This is a genomic window from Nocardia sp. NPDC004711 (genome assembly GCF_053601595.1).
The window spans coordinates 53,611-66,689 of sequence record NZ_JBSGCB010000050.1; the positions used below are offsets into that span (position 1 = coordinate 53,611).

Here is a 13,079-nt window from a genome sequence, read left to right on the forward strand (position 1 = left end):
TGCTGAACGCTGACCGACGGTTTCTGGTAAATGTGGCGGGGTGGCCAGCCGTCGCATCGCGAGTCGCTTGTTCGGTGCCTTCGCGAGCGCTGCCCTACTGGCCGGCGCGGCGACCGTCGAAGCCCCACTCGCCGTGACCGATCCACCCGTGGAGACCGGCTCCAATGAGGAGTCCGCGCCGGGCCTCGATCCGGTCCACCCCGCGCAGGCTCGCATCGAACGGGTCGAGACCGTGGCCGGGAACCTGTTCGCCGTCTTCGTCGCCTCCCCGGCCATGGGCCGCACCGTCGAGGTACAGGTGCTGCTCCCCGCGCACCGTGACAGCCCCCGTCCGACCGTCTACATGCTCGACGGGCGCAGCGCCGCACCCGATGTCAACAACTGGACCGCCCGCGGCGGCGCGCTGCCCTTCTTCGCCGACAAGAACGTGAATGTGGTCTTCACCCTCGGCGGCCCCGCCAGCTACTACACCGACTGGCAGCGCAGCGACCCCAAGCTCGGCACCAATCGCTGGGAGACCTTCCTGACCCGCGAGCTGCCGCCGCTCATCGACTCCCGCTTCGGCGGGGACGGCATGAACGGCCTGGAGGGCGTCTCCATGGGCGCGGAGGCGGCCATGATGCTGGCCACCCGCAATCCGGGCCTGTATCGCGCGGTGGCGGCGCACAGCGGTTGCTACGCAATGAGTTCCGACTTCGGGCAGGCGCAGGCCCGCGCCGTGGTCGGGACGTTCGGCGGGGATCCGGACAATATGTTCGGCCCGTCCGGCGATCCCCAGTGGGCCGACCACGACGTGCTGGCCCGAGCGGAAGCCTTGCGCGGCAAGGCAATCTACCTGTCGTCCGGCAGCGGGCTGCCCGGGGAGCACGACACCCCGGGCAATCCGGACCTGCGCAACGCCGTGCTGTTCGGCGGGCCGATCGAGGCGGGCGCCGACATGTGCACCCGCCAATTGGCCGACCGGCTGGCGCAATTGGCGATCCCGGCCACGGTCGACCGCCGGCCCGCGGGAACGCACTCCTGGCCCTACTGGGCCGACGAACTGCCCCGCTCCTGGCCGACCATGGCCGCGGGGCTGGGCATCGGGTAGCGGGCCGTTCAGCCGACGAAACGAGCGACGATCTCCGGATCCGTGGCGAAGCGCAGGAAGGCGTCGTTCTCGTGCGGGTCGCCCGCGGTGATGCGGACGCCGTCGGTGCCGTAGGGCCGGATGATGACCCCCGCCTCGGTGCTCGCCGCGCCGTACTCGGCACTGCGGTCGCCCAGTGGCAGCCAGAGGAAGTTGGAGTGGCTCACCGGCACCCGGTAGCCCGCCGCGAGCAGCGCCTCCCGCATGCGATCGCGTTCGGCCACAACGGCATCGGTGCGCTCCAGCAGTTCGTGCCGCGCCTCCAGCGAGGCGATGGCCGCCGCCTGCGCCACCCGGCTCACGCTGAACGGGATGTGCACCTTCATGAGCGCGGTGATCACCTCGGGCGCGCCGACCGCGTACCCGACCCGCAGGCCCGCCAGGCCGTACGCCTTCGAAAACGTGCGCAGCACCAGCACATTCGGCCGGTTGCGGCCCAGCTCGACGCCGTCGGGGAAGTCCTCGGCGGGCATGCGCAGGTACTCGAAGTACGCCTCGTCCAGCACCACCAGTACGTCGGCGGGCACCCGGTCGAGGAAGTCGACGATCTCCACCTTGCCGCGGGCGGTGCCGGTCGGGTTGTTCGGGTTGCAGACGAAGACCACCCGGGTGTTCGGGGTGATGGCCGCCGCCAAAGCGTCCAGATCATGGGTGAATTCGCCGTCCAGCGGCACCTGCACCGCCTTGGCGCCCGCCACCTGGGTGACGATCGGGTAGGCCTCGAACGAGCGCCACGCGAACAGCACCTCGTCCTCGGGATGGCGGCAGGTGATCTGCACCAGCTCCTGGCACAGCGCCACGCTGCCGCAGCCGGCCGCCACGTTCTCGAGCTCCACACCCAGGAAATCCGCGAGGGCGCCGCGCAATTCGATGGCGTGGTTGTCCGGGTACCGGTTCGACAGCTCGACCGCCTCGGCAATGGCCTTGGTCACCGACGGCAGCGGCGGGAAGGTGGTCTCGTTGCTGGCCAGCTTCACCGCGCCGGGGTGCGTCTTGCCGGCGACGTACGCCGGGATGGCATCGAGGTCCGGGCGAATGTGCGCGCTCACCCCTCCACCCTATGTCCCGCTCGCCCGCGGCCGCTCCGGGGTGCCGACTGGTTTGCCGATCGGGACTCGCGTGGGACCGAATGGAACTCGGCCGGAATATCTCCGGGATATCGGACCCTGGGAAAGATTTATCTCGTTTTTACCTAGCGCAACTACAGTGGCCCTATGTCGGGCATTTATCGAGATATCGCCCCTGTGCACGACACGACCACGGTTCCGCTCACTGTGCTAGAACCCGAGGGGCATGCGCGCGGCGGCATCGTGGTGTTGCACGAATCACGTGAATTCACCGAGCCATTGCTGGAACTCATGCGTTCGCTCGCCGACGACGGGTGGACCGTCCTGGCCCCCGACCTCTTCCACCGCCCCGCCAATGGCAGCACCCACCCGATCTTCGGCGAGGACCTGTTCGCCGCCTTCGACGCCTGCTTCGAGTGGCTCACCGGGCACGGCGTCTTCCGCGACTGCATCGGCGTGCTCGGCTTCGACTCGGCCGGCACCGCCGCCGCCCTGGTCGCCACCAATCGCCGCATCGGCGCGGCTGTGAGCGTCGCGGCCCCCGGCATCGAAACCCCGCTCACCCCGCAGGCCGTCGCACTGCTCGCCGCCGCCCCCGCCTTCCAGGCCCCCTGGCTCGGCCTCTTCGGCGAGGACGACCCGCTGACCCCGCCCGACCAGGTCGACCGCCTGCGTGAGGCCGCCGCCCACGCCGACGTCGCCACCCTCGTGGTCACCTACCCCGGACTCCACCACCGCCCCGACCACCCCGGCTTCGACCCCGCCGCCCTCGACGACGTCTCGGTCCTCGACGCGCAAACCAGAATCTACGAATGGTTCGACTCGCACCTACGCTGACCAGCCGATTTGGCCTATTGGTCACCTGCTGTGTAATCTTCTGTCCCGGCGGTTCGAAAGGAACCGGCGCCCTCGAAGAGGGGCACCAGGAGGCGTGCCAGAGCGGCCGAATGGGACTCACTGCTAATGAGTTGTCCCTTCACGGGGACCGGAGGTTCAAATCCTCTCGCCTCCGCCACCGCCCGGTACGCCGGGTGCACATTTGAATAGACATGCGCCCGTAGCTCAACGGATAGAGCATCTGACTACGGATCAGAAGGTTGGGAGTTCGAGTCTCTCCGGGCGCGCTTCAGCCCAACGGCCCCGCACCAGAAGGTGTGGGGCCGTTGGCTTTTGGCGCGTGACCCCGGCGGTTAGAGGCCGAGGGACTTCAGGATGCCGCCGATGACCGGAATCGAGTCGGCGCTACCGGTACCCGTCGTAGGGGCGGTGGTCACCTGGATGTCCAGCGGACCCAGTATCGGTCCCTGGGCGGAAACAAGCATGGCGACTGCTGTGATGTGGTGTGTGCCCGTGGTCGTCGGGGTCCACTGGACCGTGGCCGCGCCATTCTTGGGCAGTACTCCGGGTGAGTCCTGCCCGGGCGGAGTGATGGCCTTGTCCGTGTCGTAGAACCACACCATCCAGCAACCCGGAACGGCGCTGGCATCGGCGGTGAGCGTGTACGGCTGGCTGACATAGTGCGAATTGCCGGCAACCGAAATGCTATTGCTCGACAGGTCGGCCGATGCCGCCGGTGCTCCGGCGATCACCGCCGCCATCGCCGCGAATCCGGTAACTCCGATGCCCGCCCGACGGATTCGAGTGTTCTTCACGTAGCTTCCCCTTCGGTCGAAAAGCGCCTGTTGATCAGCGCTGTCCGTGAAGCTGCAACGCCCCACCGACAGTGTGAAACAAGATCATTCACAACCTTTGTCGCACGCACTCGGCCGACCGGAGGCATTGATTGCTCATGAGGCCGGGTTTGCCCTGCGCGGTCGGTCCAGTTGGAGACACAGTGCTCCAGGCATGAAAGTCGCTTCAGGCCTGTGGATTTCGTGCGCACGGCCTGTTGTCCGCGGATGGATCTGGTGGGACAGGGGGCGGCGAGGGTCGTATTCTTCGCCGCTTCGACCCGTGGTGCCGACCGGGTTGTGTGGCCGGGCTGAGTGCTCGGATATCGCCTGCGCTCTGCGGCGTGTTGTACATCCGTGCGGCGCTGGCGATTCCGACCGGGGCGCCGGCGGTGAGGCTACCGAGGATGCCGCCGAGAGCGGCGAAGGTGGCGGCGCCGACGACGCAGCCGAGTGCCGTTATCGGCAGTGAGGCCACCGGTGATCGTGTCAATCGGGCAGCCCTACGATCATTCCGAGGGCGCCGCCGGCGAGGGTGCCGACAGGGGCGGCGAGCCGGAGCTGTGTTGCGGCGATGGGGAGGGCCCTGTTGAGGTCTGCGGATGCGTCCATGGTGGCGACCCACTGACCGAGAAAATCAGTCATTCGACTGACTGTAATAGGATCGCTGAAGCGTCGGCGATGAGATCGTGGCAAGCCCTGTGGTGGCAGAATTTCAGTCATCAGACCGAGAGGGGTGTCATGGTGTACGTGGAGGCGTCGGTTCGGCGGCAGCAGATGGTGACCGCCGCGCGCAGGGTGCTGTCGCGCGACGGTGTGGCGCGGACCTCGGTGCGCGCGGTCGCCGCCGAGGCCGGGGTCCCGCTGGGCACGATGCAGTATGTGTTCCCGTCCAAGGAGCTGTTGCTGCGCGCGGTGATCGAGGACGTGGTCGACGAGATCGCGGCGGTGCTCGAGGATGCGGCCGAGCTCGAGTACGGGCTCGAGCACGCGATCCGGCGCGGCATTACCAGCTTCTGGTCCCGGCTGGTCGTCGAACAGCGGGACCTGCAGGTCATGCAGTACGAGTTGACCACATACGCCCTCCGGACGCCGGGGCAGGAGAGCTTGGCCCGCTGGCAGTACGAGCGCTACGCCAGTGTCGTCGCCGAATGGTGTCAGCGAGCCGCCCACAATGCCGGCGAAACCTGTGCGGTTCCCTTCGGCCGACTTGGCCGGCTCGTCGTCGCCGGCATCGACGGGCTCGTGCTCCAGCATGTGTGCGATCCCAACATCGCCCGGTCGCGTGAGGATCTCGACGCCGTCATCGACATGCTCGTCGCGCTGGCGGATATCCGTCGCGGCACCCGCGCGGGGGCCTGAACCGGCGGCCGAACGCCGCGAGTCGTACGCCGATCAAGTCGGCCGTATTGGTTTTCCACTTCGGGGGCATTGCGCTGTCCGGAGTCGCGTCGTAGCCTGATTCAAATCAGTCATACGACCGACTTTGCGAAGGAAACCAGGATGCATGATGTCGACGTCGTCGTGGTGGGGGCCGGCCTCGCCGGCTTGAGTGCTGCGCGCAAGCTTGTCGAGGCCGGTCGGACGGTGACCGTGCTGGAGGCGCGGGACCGCGTGGGCGGCCGCACCGAGGGCGGCGTTCTGGACGGTCATCCGGTCGAACTCGGCGGGACCTGGCTCGGCGAGGGGCACGAGGAGATGTACGCCCTCGTCGAGGACCTCGGCCTCGAGACGTTCCGCACCTGGAATGACGCGGGCAAACTCCTCCTGCAGCTCGACGGGAAGCAGTCGCGCCTCGGCAGCCAGAAGGGCGCGACGCCCAAGCTCAACCCGTTCGCGCTCGCCGACCTGGCCCAGGGCCTCCTGCGGTTCGAGCGGCTCGCGAAGACCGTCGACCCCGCGCAGCCCTGGGCGCACCCCCGGGCGCATGAACTGGACGGCCAGACCTACGAGTCGTGGGTGCGCCGCAACTTGCGCACGCACAGCGGTCGTACCTACTTCCGCGTCGTGGCCGAGGCGCTGCTCTCCGCCGATTCGGTCGACGTCTCGCTTCTGCACATGCTGTTCTACTCGGTGAGCAACGGCGATCTCGAAACCCTCGTTTCCGTCGACAAGGGTGCGCAGCAGGACCGGGTCGTCGGCGGCTCGGTCCTCGTCTCCGAGCGACTTGCCGAGGGGCTCGACGTGCGTCTCGGGTCGCCTGTCACGACGGTCGCCCAGGACGACGACGGTGTCACGGTCACGACCCGCTCCGGCGAGACGTTCTCCGCGCGGCACGTGATCATCGCGGTACCGCCGACCCTTGCCGGGCGCCTGCGCTACGACCCCCTGCTGCCCGCCTGGCGTGACCAGCTGACCCAGAAGCTCCCCGCCGGGACCGTGATCAAGACGTTCGCGTCGTACCCGACGCCGTTCTGGCGCGAGAACGGCCTCAACGGCCAGGCGATCTCCGAGGCCGGCCCCGTCAAGGTGACCTTCGACGTCTCGCCTCCCGGCAGCGAGGCCGGCATCCTGCTGGGCTTCGTCGAGGGCGGTGAGGCGCGCCGGTGGCAGCGGCTGTCCGCGGACGAACGACGCAGCGAAGTGCTCGGCAGCTTCGTCCGATACTTCGGGCCCGCGGCGGCCGACCCGATCTCCTACGTCGAGAAGGACTGGAGCGCAGAAGAATTCACGCGCGGCTGTTATGGCGCGCATTTCGCGCCGGGCGTGTGGACCAGCTATGGCGACGTGCTTCGTGAACCGATCGGCCGCGTGCACTGGGCCGGGGCGGAGTACGCCGTCGAATGGAACGGCTACATGGAAGGCGCGGTCCGATCCGGCCGCCGCACCGCCGCCGAGATTCTGGCCCGATGACCGGGATCAACATGACCGATATCGACAATGACGATCGAGCGACTCACGTCCGGTGAACGCGCGTTGGGCGTAGGCGCCGATCTCCGAGCGTCGTGACCTCCTGCTCGAGGCGGGCGCCCGGTTACTTCCAGGCGGACAGGTCGGGGAGGTCGCCGGTGAGGTCGGTGCCGGGGGAGCGGCCGATCAGCCAGGCGGCGAGGGCGGCGGTGGGCCCGGTGATGGTCGCGGCCGGGACCCCGACGGTGCCGGTGTAGCCGGAATCGGTGGCGGTGACCGTGAAGCCGGTGCCCTCGGCGGGCTCGACCTCGGTGATGGACTGGGCCAGGAGGCGGGCGGCGAAGTCGGCCGGCCAGTCGGCGGGGGTGTAGCCGATATCGAGGTCCACGTGGTGGATCTCCACTTCCAGCAGGCGCATCCACGGGATGCGGGTGGCGGGGATCTCGCCGCCCTGGCGGTTGCGGACGAGGGTGGGCCAGCGGTCGGCGGGCATGACCCGGGCCAGGTCCAGCCACCGTTCGGCGGAGGCGGTGAGGTCCTCGAGCTGGTCGCGCAGCGGGCGGGGGGCGCCCGCCTCGATGTCGGCCTCGCGGAGGAATTGGCTTGCGTACTGCGGGGTTTCGATGCCGGTGCGGGCCCACAGCAGCAGATTGACCAGGCTGTCGGCATTGCGGGAGAGGTGGGCGAGCACGTGGCCACGGGTCCAGCCGGGCAGCAGTGAGGGTTCCACCAGGTCGGCGTCGCCGAGGGCGGCGATCGCTGGGAGCAGGCGCTCGGTCGCGGCGGCGACGGTGTCGAGCAGGGCTGCGGTGTCGGCGAGTTGCGCATCGCTGGTCACGAGTCCGACCCTACCCAGTCGGAGCGGTCAGTGACCGGATGAGCGCGTGGTGTGCCGACGCCGGGTCGGGATTCCGGAATCCCGTTCGGCCACAACGATTTGCACCGCCAGTGCCACCAGCCACAGCGACATGGCCCCGACCTGGATGCGCTGTGCGATGCCCAGGCCGTAGTTGCCGGGCAGATTGTCGGCGATCAGCATCCAGGCCGTCACCGCCGAACCGACGATCAGAATCCACAGTCCGGTGTGCCGCAGAATCGGCCAGCGCCGGTATTTGAAGGCGGCCACGGTGAACGCGATCATCGCGATGTAGATGGAGAACACCGCCAGCGTGCTGGTCAGCGCATGGATCTGGTGCAACTGCGGGAACAGTCCGGTGTCCACATACCGTTTGGGCCCGTTCGGATCGTCCGGCACGATGGGCCATTGCGCGTCCGCGATGGTGGACGCGCCGAAGCAGGCCAGCGCCGCCCAGCCGATGGAGGAGTACCGCCGCCGCGAGAACAGCAGCAGGCCGCCCAGTCCCGCCACCACCAGCAGCGCGCCGGACCCGGTGTCGCCGGTGGTGAACACCCAGCTGAACGGCGCGCCCTTCTCGGCCAGCTGGCTCAGGAAGGTGTTGGTGGGATTGCTGTGGATCGGGAGGATGAATTCCAGGACCCAGGAGGAATAGCCGAGTCCGGCGACCGCGATCAAGATCGCGATGAACCACCGCAGCACCCGTCGCCATCGCGGCTGGAGACTGTTCTCCACGGGGGCCGCCTCGGCTAGTTTCTGCTCGGTTGGCATCACCGCGCTCGCTTTCGCTGGCCTCGCTTACTCGTACTGCCCTGCCCGCAGCTTCCGATCTGTCCGGACTGGTCGGCTGGTCCGGTCGTAGGACCATTGTCGCCCATGCGCCGGCGCGGACGTCAGACGCCGCGCGCCAAAGCCCGCATCACCAGGTCGGCCGCCGAATCCGCGGCCTCGTGTTCCCAGACCCGCACCACGGTCCAGCCCGCCGCGGCCAGCCGGGCATCGGTGTCGCGATCGCGCGCCACATTGCCCGCCAGTTTGTCGGCCCACCACTGGGCATTGTTCCTCGGGCGTGTCGCGTGCTGCGGGCAGCTGTGCCAGAAGCATCCGTCCACATAGACCGCCACCTTCCGCCGCGGGAACACGAGATCGGCCCGCCGCCGCAGCCCGGGCAGCGGAGCCCGGTCCACGAAGAAGCGTTTTCCGCGCCGATGCAATTCCCGCCGCAGGGCCAGCTCCGGCTTCGTCCCCACGCGCCGCTGCCTGGCCATGCGCGCGCTGGTGGCCGCATCGGTGCCGGGTCGTCGCGCATCCGCCATCGGGCCATCCTCGCCGCGCCCGGCACCGCCGGCAAGGTGCCCCGGAGCTGTCATGCGGCCTCGCGCGGTGCGCCCCCCATGCGCTCGAGATGGTTCTCCACATCGTCGAGGAAACCCTCGGGGAAGCGCAGCGAACCCATCCGGGTGCGACGCAGGAAGCCCGCGGTCGCGCGCGCGGACAGCAGCCGAGAGTCGTCGAGGAACCAGCGCAGATCCTCGTACGGCGCATGAACGGGCCAGGTGGACACCGGAACCCGATACACCTCGCCGCGATGCCCCCAGGCCGCCGTCGGCCAGCTGCGGCGGGTCAGCGGCGCGCCGTCCGGGATCGGGTCGTCGGACGGGTGGGTGACGCGCTCGGCGATCCAGGACGCCATGCGCACGCTCACCGCATTGCCGACCAGCTTCCAGCGATGCCCCGGCCGCACCCCGGGCACCGCGAGCGCGGCCGTGGTCCAATCCCGGTCGAAGCCCTGCAGCCGCTCGGCGTCGGTGATGCCGGGCGTGACCAGTTCACCCGAGGGCAGCCGCACCGCGGGTGGGCTCGCAATGCCCAGGGCCGAACCGCCTTTCAGGGTGGGCACGGCATTCACCGCCCAGCCCAGGCCGCGGGTGCCCTCGGTCCAGTAGAAGCCGCACGGATCGTGCGCCGGGTCGCCCACGTCGCGGGGCCCGGCGTCCGTGCCGAACAGGATCGGCCGCGGATCCTCGGTGCGGGAGGCCAGCATCAGCACCCGCTCCCGCCGCTGCGGCAGTCCGAAGGCGCGGGCGTCCACCACCCGGTAGGCCCACGTGTAGCCGAGGTCGGTGAGTGCGGCGGTGATGTGCCGCATCGCCGCGCCGCCGCCGAGCTGCAGCATGAACGGCACATTCTCGATGAGCAGCCAGCGGGGGCCCTTCTTGCGCTTGACCAGCCGGAACACCTCGTCCACCAAACCCGAACGGGCCCCGGTGATTCCGGCCGTCCGCCCGGCCTGCGACAGATCCTGGCAGGGGAAACCCGCCGCCACCAGCTCCGTCCCGGACGGCAGCGCGCGCAGCCTGGTCACATCGGAATGCAGTGGCACGTCCGGGAAATGCGCGGCCAGCACCGCCTGCGCTCCGGAGTCGATCTCGCACAGCAGTTCACTGCGCCATCCGTGCGCCGCGAGCCCGAGCTCCAGCCCGCCGATGCCGGCGAACAGGCCGACCATCCGCGCGCCCGTCACAACAGTCCCTTTCACCCCGGAGTCCCCCGTGCCGCAGAGCACGTTACTCGAGTCCCCGCACCCCCACCGCGACCAACACCCCTGCCCACCGCCGGTCCAGAGCGCCTCGCTATGACTCGGGCGGGTGGGCGGTGGTCGATGTCGTGCGCAAACACCGAGAACCGGTCGGCACCATTGCATGTTGATCACGATGTGCCGCCGGGGCGGTGATACCGGCCGGGGATCGCGGGTGCGCGGGCGCGGGGAACTACGGTTATAGGCGTGACGGATAACGGGAGTGAGGACGCCAACCCGGCTGCGCCGCGGTGGCCGGCCATTCTCACCTGGCGGGCGCACAACGCGTCGCGCATGGAGTCGGTGCGGGTGGTGCTGAGCGGCAACCGGATTCGGGCCGCGGGCCGCATCATCGCGGGCGACTGCGAGGATCACCCGGCCTTCAGCGCATCCTACGACCTGGTCACCGACGAATCCGGGGTCACCAAGCGGCTGTCGCTGCGCAGCACCCTCGCTTCGGGCGAACGCCACGCCTCCATCGCCCGCGACGAGGAGAACTACTGGCTCATCGACGCCGGAAACACCCACGTGCGCTCCACCTTCGGCGGCGCGCTGGATGTGGACGTGGTGCTGAGCCCCTTCTTCAACACCCTGCCCATCCGCCGCTACGGGCTGGCCCATGCCAGTGAGGACGTGCAGGTTCCCGTCGTCTACGTGCGCCTGCCCGATCTCCTCGTGCAGGAAGCCGGCCTCGTCTACAGCAGCGGCCCCGACGGCATCCACGTGCTCTCGCCGGTCTCCAGCGCGACCGTCACCGTCGACGAGGACGGCTTCCTGCTCGACTACCCCGGCCTGGCCGAACGGATCTAGCCGGGGCCGGGCGCGCCTAGTCCAGGGTGGTCAGGACACCGCCGGAGCGGCCCGCGTCGATGAGCTTGGTGAGCCAGTTGTGGTCGCCGGGGCGGACATCGGTGATGACCCAGCGCTCGTTGTCCTCGTAGTCGTTGCGGGCGTCGTGCCCGGCTTCGGTGAGTTCGGCGATGGTGCCGTTCGCGCGCAGGCTGTCCCGGGCCTGGGTGAGGACCTCGAGGGTGTCGTCGAGTACGTCCAGCAGCGCGGCGGCGTTCGGTTCGCAGATGGCGCGGACCAGGTCGGGGGCGGTGGCGGCGACGCGGGTGCCGTCGCGGAAGGAGCCGGCCGCGAGTCCGAGGGCCAGCGGGCCACCGTTGGAGCCCTCGATGGCGAGGGCCTCGGCGAGGACGTGGGGCAGGTGCGAGATGCGCGCGACCGCGCGATCGTGTTCCACCGCCAGCACGGGGACCACCACCGCGCCGCAGTCCAGCGCGAGCTGCACGACACGCCGGAAGGGGTCGGCGTGTACGCCCGGGTCGACGCTCACCGCCCACGCCGCGTTCTTGAACAGGTCGGGAGAGGATGCGGCCCAACCGGATTCACTGGTCCCGGCCATCGGGTGGCCGCCGACGTAGCGGGCGCCCAGTTCGTGACGCTGCACGGCCGCCGCGACCGGCGCCTTCACGCTCACCACATCGGTCAGCACGCAGCCGGGAGCGAAGGTCTTCACGTCCGAGAGCACAGCGTCGATGGCGGGCATGGGCACACCGATCACCACCAGCGCATCGCGGTCGGCCGCCCGCGTGAGCACCGCCTCCACATCGCTGATCACGTCGTATCCGTCCAAGCGGGCGGCTTTCGCGCCGACCTCGGACCGGTTGTAGCCGAACGCCTCGTACCCGGCGACGGCGGCGGCGCGCAGCACCGAACCGCCGATCAAACCGGTACCCAGGACGCAGACAGCTGGTTTCGGAGTGCCCGTCATGCGATCAGATTCGCATACGACTTCAACATTTCCCCCGAAGCGGACTACCGTTGCGGCCATGGCAGCACAGCGCTCGGGCACGAACAGGGCGGCGTCGGATGAGTTCGACGACGTGGAAGGGTTCGCAGTGGCGGTTGTCCGCGAGGAAGCCAACTGGAAAGTGACGCCCCTGAGCGACGCCTCACTGTCCAGTCTGTCCGCGGCCGAGCACGAGCTGCGGGCATTGCGAAGTTCCGGCGCGGTCTTCGGCCTGCTCGATGTCGACGACGAATTCTTCATCATCCTGCGCCCGGGCCCGACCGGCAGCCGCATCCTGCTGTCCGACGCCACGGCCGCCATCGACTACGACATCGCGGCCGACGTGCTCGAGGAACTCAATATCGAGATTCCCGACATCGACCCGGACGAGATCGACGACGTCGAGCCCTGGGAGGAGGGCGACCTCGGTGTCCTCGCCGATCTCGGCCTGCCCGAGCCGGTGCTGGCGGTCATCCTCGCCGAGACCGACCTGTACCCGGACGAGCAGCTCGGCATGATCGCCCAGCGCCTCGGTTTCGCCAACGAATTCTCCGCGGTCCTGGACAAGCTCCCGCGTTGATCGGCTCGCTCGCCTCGGACGAGGCGATGATGCGGGTCGCCATCGCCGCGGCAGCTGCCGCCGACCCGCGCGATGTCCCCGTCGGCGCGGTCGTCTTCGATGCCCACGGCCGGGAACTGGCGCGCGCCGCCAATGCCCGTGAGGCCCTGGGCGATCCGACCGCCCACGCCGAGATCCTGGCCCTGCGCGCCGCCGCCCGGGTGCTGGGCGACGGCTGGCGCCTCGAGGGCGCGACCCTGGTCGTCACCCTCGAACCGTGCACCATGTGCGCCGGCGCCCTGGTCCTCTCCCGCATCGGCCGCCTGGTCTTCGGCGCCTGGGAACCCAAGACCGGTGCCGTCGGCTCGCTCTGGGACGTGGTCCGTGACCGACGTCTCAATCACCGCCCCCAGGTCCGCGCCGGCGTCCTCGAACCCGAATGCGCCGCTCTCCTCGCCGATTTCTTCGATTCCCACCGCCCCTAGGTTCTGTCTCGAAGTTTTGAGGGCGGGCCTGTGGCTCGCCCTCAACTGTGTCGCAGCCACTGGTTGATGACAGCGATATGGATCGTGGCC

General features: G+C 69.3%; 15 protein-coding genes and 2 tRNA genes. 9 read left to right on the top strand and 8 right to left on the bottom strand.

The annotated features are described in order from the left end of the window. The first annotated feature begins 40 nt into the window (after positions 1–40). Positions 41–1,090 carry an alpha/beta hydrolase gene (locus ACWEKS_RS37275; protein ID WP_452344449.1) on the top strand — a complete coding sequence of 350 codons (1,050 nt, stop codon included), beginning with the start codon at positions 41–43 and terminating at the stop codon, positions 1,088–1,090. Between the two features lie 8 nt (positions 1,091–1,098). On the opposite strand, the gene hisC is transcribed toward ACWEKS_RS37275, so the two are convergent. Beyond that, positions 1,099–2,178, bottom strand: a complete 1,080-nt coding sequence (hisC, locus tag ACWEKS_RS37280; protein WP_452344450.1) for a histidinol-phosphate transaminase — start codon at positions 2,176–2,178, stop codon at positions 1,099–1,101. A gap of 165 nt (positions 2,179–2,343) precedes the next feature. Between hisC and ACWEKS_RS37285 the strand changes: the two genes are divergently transcribed. The 3 genes from ACWEKS_RS37285 to ACWEKS_RS37295 all read left to right on the top strand — a co-directional run bounded on the left by ACWEKS_RS37285 (position 2,344) and on the right by ACWEKS_RS37295 (position 3,320). After that, positions 2,344–3,033 (top strand): dienelactone hydrolase family protein, encoded by a 690-nt coding sequence (locus ACWEKS_RS37285; RefSeq protein ID WP_452344451.1) that lies wholly within the window; start codon positions 2,344–2,346, stop codon positions 3,031–3,033. A gap of 88 nt (positions 3,034–3,121) precedes the next feature. Further along, positions 3,122–3,211 (top strand) — tRNA-Ser (locus tag ACWEKS_RS37290). 36 nt (positions 3,212–3,247) lie between these two features. After that, positions 3,248–3,320: transfer RNA gene (locus ACWEKS_RS37295), tRNA-Arg, on the top strand. A 66-nt stretch (positions 3,321–3,386) separates the two neighbouring features. Here ACWEKS_RS37295 and ACWEKS_RS37300 read toward each other — a convergent pair. Together ACWEKS_RS37300 and ACWEKS_RS37305 are read right to left on the bottom strand one after the other, a co-directional pair. Beyond that, positions 3,387–3,848 carry a hypothetical protein gene (locus ACWEKS_RS37300; RefSeq protein ID WP_452344452.1) on the bottom strand — a complete coding sequence of 154 codons (462 nt, stop codon included), beginning with the start codon at positions 3,846–3,848 and terminating at the stop codon, positions 3,387–3,389. Positions 3,849–4,355: 507 nt separating this feature from the next. Continuing rightward, positions 4,356–4,511, bottom strand: a complete 156-nt coding sequence (locus ACWEKS_RS37305) for a hypothetical protein (RefSeq protein WP_452344453.1) — start codon at positions 4,509–4,511, stop codon at positions 4,356–4,358. Between the two features lie 96 nt (positions 4,512–4,607). Here ACWEKS_RS37305 and ACWEKS_RS37310 point away from each other — a divergent pair, with 96 nt between their 5' ends. After that, complete coding sequence (locus ACWEKS_RS37310) at positions 4,608–5,228, top strand: TetR/AcrR family transcriptional regulator (RefSeq protein WP_452344454.1); 621 nt, start codon at positions 4,608–4,610, stop codon at positions 5,226–5,228. Between the two features lie 141 nt (positions 5,229–5,369). Continuing rightward, on the top strand, positions 5,370–6,719 hold the full coding sequence (locus tag ACWEKS_RS37315; protein ID WP_452344455.1) for a flavin monoamine oxidase family protein: 1,350 nt from the start codon (positions 5,370–5,372) through the stop codon (positions 6,717–6,719). A gap of 121 nt (positions 6,720–6,840) precedes the next feature. Here the strand turns inward: ACWEKS_RS37315 and ACWEKS_RS37320 are convergent, their stop codons facing one another. The 4 genes from ACWEKS_RS37320 to ACWEKS_RS37335 all read right to left on the bottom strand — a co-directional run bounded on the left by ACWEKS_RS37320 (position 6,841) and on the right by ACWEKS_RS37335 (position 10,081). Then, a complete protein-coding gene (locus ACWEKS_RS37320) occupies positions 6,841–7,554 on the bottom strand; it encodes a maleylpyruvate isomerase family mycothiol-dependent enzyme (RefSeq protein ID WP_452344456.1) in 714 nt (237 codons plus the stop codon). A 27-nt stretch (positions 7,555–7,581) separates the two neighbouring features. Continuing rightward, a complete protein-coding gene (locus ACWEKS_RS37325; protein WP_452344457.1) occupies positions 7,582–8,307 on the bottom strand; it encodes a DUF998 domain-containing protein in 726 nt (241 codons plus the stop codon). A gap of 158 nt (positions 8,308–8,465) precedes the next feature. After that, complete coding sequence (locus ACWEKS_RS37330) at positions 8,466–8,888, bottom strand: very short patch repair endonuclease (RefSeq protein ID WP_452344458.1); 423 nt, start codon at positions 8,886–8,888, stop codon at positions 8,466–8,468. Positions 8,889–8,938: 50 nt separating this feature from the next. Then, positions 8,939–10,081, bottom strand: a complete 1,143-nt coding sequence (locus ACWEKS_RS37335) for a DNA cytosine methyltransferase (RefSeq protein WP_452344463.1) — start codon at positions 10,079–10,081, stop codon at positions 8,939–8,941. 276 nt (positions 10,082–10,357) lie between these two features. Between ACWEKS_RS37335 and ACWEKS_RS37340 the strand changes: the two genes are divergently transcribed. Then, a complete protein-coding gene (locus ACWEKS_RS37340; protein ID WP_354838690.1) occupies positions 10,358–10,960 on the top strand; it encodes a putative glycolipid-binding domain-containing protein in 603 nt (200 codons plus the stop codon). 16 nt (positions 10,961–10,976) lie between these two features. On the opposite strand, the gene ACWEKS_RS37345 is transcribed toward ACWEKS_RS37340, so the two are convergent. Further along, entirely contained in the window at positions 10,977–11,927 is a 951-nt protein-coding gene (locus ACWEKS_RS37345) for a prephenate dehydrogenase (protein WP_452344459.1), read from the bottom strand. Between the two features lie 58 nt (positions 11,928–11,985). Here ACWEKS_RS37345 and ACWEKS_RS37350 point away from each other — a divergent pair, with 58 nt between their 5' ends. Beyond that, on the top strand, positions 11,986–12,525 hold the full coding sequence (locus ACWEKS_RS37350) for a tRNA adenosine deaminase-associated protein (protein WP_452344460.1): 540 nt from the start codon (positions 11,986–11,988) through the stop codon (positions 12,523–12,525). A 26-nt stretch (positions 12,526–12,551) separates the two neighbouring features. After that, entirely contained in the window at positions 12,552–12,989 is a 438-nt protein-coding gene (locus ACWEKS_RS37355; protein WP_452344464.1) for a nucleoside deaminase, read from the top strand. The last annotated feature ends 90 nt before the right edge of the window (positions 12,990–13,079 follow it).

What these genes read in the sequence shown, in the direction of transcription:
- ACWEKS_RS37285 (WP_452344451.1), top strand. Translation starts at nt 2,344, where the DNA reads ATGTCGGGCATTTATCGAGATATCGCCCCTGTGCACGACACGACCACG.
- ACWEKS_RS37305 (WP_452344453.1), bottom strand. Translation starts at nt 4,511, where the DNA reads ATGACTGATTTTCTCGGTCAGTGGGTCGCCACCATGGACGCATCCGCA.
- ACWEKS_RS37310 (WP_452344454.1), top strand. Translation starts at nt 4,608, where the DNA reads ATGGTGTACGTGGAGGCGTCGGTTCGGCGGCAGCAGATGGTGACCGCC.
- ACWEKS_RS37315 (WP_452344455.1), top strand. Translation starts at nt 5,370, where the DNA reads ATGCATGATGTCGACGTCGTCGTGGTGGGGGCCGGCCTCGCCGGCTTG.
- ACWEKS_RS37330 (WP_452344458.1), bottom strand. Translation starts at nt 8,888, where the DNA reads ATGGCGGATGCGCGACGACCCGGCACCGATGCGGCCACCAGCGCGCGC.
- ACWEKS_RS37335 (WP_452344463.1), bottom strand. Translation starts at nt 10,081, where the DNA reads ATGGTCGGCCTGTTCGCCGGCATCGGCGGGCTGGAGCTCGGGCTCGCG.
- ACWEKS_RS37345 (WP_452344459.1), bottom strand. Translation starts at nt 11,927, where the DNA reads ATGACGGGCACTCCGAAACCAGCTGTCTGCGTCCTGGGTACCGGTTTG.
- ACWEKS_RS37350 (WP_452344460.1), top strand. Translation starts at nt 11,986, where the DNA reads ATGGCAGCACAGCGCTCGGGCACGAACAGGGCGGCGTCGGATGAGTTC.
- ACWEKS_RS37355 (WP_452344464.1), top strand. Translation starts at nt 12,552, where the DNA reads ATGATGCGGGTCGCCATCGCCGCGGCAGCTGCCGCCGACCCGCGCGAT.